General features: G+C 72.9%; 2 protein-coding genes. Both read left to right on the forward strand.

Going from position 1 to position 2,283, the window contains the following annotated elements; all coding sequences use genetic code 11:
- A partial coding sequence (locus tag ABFX54_RS56360; RefSeq protein WP_346115566.1) for an FAD-binding oxidoreductase occupies window positions 1-1,513 on the forward strand: 1,513 nt, incomplete at its 5' end.
- A 70-nt stretch (window positions 1,514-1,583) separates the two neighbouring features.
- Window positions 1,584-2,283 (forward strand): histidine kinase (locus ABFX54_RS56365; RefSeq protein WP_346115567.1); only part of this gene is annotated, 700 nt, incomplete at its 3' end.

Raw genomic sequence — 2,283 nt, forward strand, 5'->3', positions numbered from 1 at the left:
GCCGGCCGACGCGGAGGAGTTCGGGCCGGTGCGGATCCGGCCTGGCGACCCCCGGTACGACGGACTGCTGCGGGGCAACAACTTCCGCTTCGTGGGCCGGCCGGACGAGATCCGCGTGGTCGGCTCGACCGATCAGGTGGTGCGCGCGGTGACGGAGGCGGTCCGGGCCGGACGGCGGATCGCGGTGCGCAGCGGCGGCCACTGCTTCGAGAACTTCACCGCCGACCCGGCGGTGCGCACGCTGATCGACCTCTCCCCGATGGACGCGGTCGCCTACGACCCGCGCAAGAAGGCGTTCCTGGTGGAGCCCGGAGCCACGCTCGGGCAGGTCTACCGGACGCTGTTCAAGGGCTGGGGCGTTACGATCCCCGGCGGCAGCTGCCCGGCGGTGGGCGCCGGCGGTCACGTCGCCGGAGGCGGGTACGGGGCGCTGTCCCGCCGGTACGGCTCGGTGGTGGACCACCTGTACGGCGTCGAGGTCGTCGTGGCCGGCGCGGACGGCGGCGCCCGCGCGGTGGTCGCCACCCGCGAACCCGGCGACCCGAACCGCGACCTGTGGTGGGCGCACACCGGCGGTGGCGGCGGCAACTTCGGCGTGGTCACCAAGTACTGGCTGCGCTCGCCCGGCGCCACCGGCTCCGACCCGGCCGGGCTGCTCCCCGCCTCGCCGGCGGAGATGCTGGAACGCGTGGTCGCCTGGCCGTGGGAGGGCATGACCGAGGCGGCCTTCACCCGGCTGGTGCGCAACTTCGGCACCTGGCACGAGCACAACAGCGCGCCGGGCGCACCGTCCGCCGGCGTCTACGCGATCCTGCTGCTGCCGCACCGCGCCGCCGGATACCTCTCGCTGGCCGTGCAGATCGACGCGGGCCTGCCCGGCGCGGACGGCCTGGTGAACGAGTTCGTCTCCGCGGTGAGCGAGGGCACTGGCCTCGAACCCATCGTCGACACCCAGGGGACGATGCCGTGGCTGCACAAGATGACCTGGCCGGGTACGGGCGAGGCCGGCGACGCGACCGCCCGCCGGTACAAGAACAAGGCCGCGTACCTCCGCAAGTCGTTCACCGACCCGCAACTCACCGCGATCCACCGCAACCTGACCGGATCCACCGGGAACGAGCGCTCCGGGCTGCTGCTCATCGGGTACGGCGGCCAGGTGCGCGCGGTCGCGCCGGAGGCCACCGCGGTCGCCCAGCGCGACGTGGTCATGAAGGCGGTCTACTACACGACGTGGGCCGACGCGGCCGACGACGCGAGCAGCCTGGCCTGGGTGCGCGGCTTCTACCGCGACGTGTACGCCCGCACCGGTGGCGTGCCGGTGCCCGGCGAGGTGGACGACGGCTCGTACATCAACTATCCCGACGTCGACCTGATCGACCCGGAGTGGAACACCTCCGGCGTTCCCGGGCGCATCCTCTACTACAAGGACAACTACCCACGCCTCCAGCGGATCAAGGCCCGATGGGATCCGCGCGGCGTCTTCGGGCACGCCCTGGGCATCGAACTGCCCTGACAGCGGGCCCTTAGAGCGGCCAGGGGCCGAGGTTAGGTTGTGGGCAGGGACACGAGTGATGGAGGAGCGCATGGACGGTGCGGTCCCTCGCGAGCGGCCGGTGGTGACGGGCGTCGTGCCGTACACCCTGCTGGCGGTCCTGGCCGTCGTCACGGTGCCGATCAGGGGGGCGCACGGCACGTCCCCGGCCGCCGACCTGGCCCTGTGCGCGCTGACGGCGGTGTGGATGCTGGGGGGCTTCACGCTGCGGCCGGGCTGGCGGCAGCGTCCGCCGGTGATGGCGGTGTTCTTCGCCGGGCTGGTCGTGATCATGCTGGTGCTGGTGGTCAGGGCGCCGTGGTTCGGGTTCTTCACACCCGCGGGCTACATCTTCGCGTTCGAGGTGCTGCCCTGGCCGTGGCGGCAGGCCGGCGTCGCGTCGGTGGCGGTGGTGGCGGGCACGGCGCAGTCGTACGCGGTGGACACGAGCACCGGCATGGGCCTGATCCTGTACGCCGCCGTGGTGGCCGCGAACGCGATCCCCATGTGCGCGTTCGCTTGGCACGCCCGGCGCGACGACCAGCGCAACGAGGAGCGCCTGCGCGCGCTCGAAGAGGCACGCGAGGCGAACCGCAGGCTGGAGGAGACGCTGGCGGAGAACGCCGCCCTGCACGAGCGGCTGGTGGCGCGGGCCAGGGAGGCGGGCGTGCACGACGAGCGGCGGCGGATGGCCAGGGAGATCCACGACACCCTCGCCCAGGGCCTCACCGGCATCATCACCCAGTTACGCG

The organism is Nonomuraea maheshkhaliensis (assembly GCF_039529435.1).
In the GTDB taxonomy this organism is placed as follows: Bacteria; Actinomycetota; Actinomycetes; order Streptosporangiales; family Streptosporangiaceae; genus Nonomuraea; species Nonomuraea maheshkhaliensis.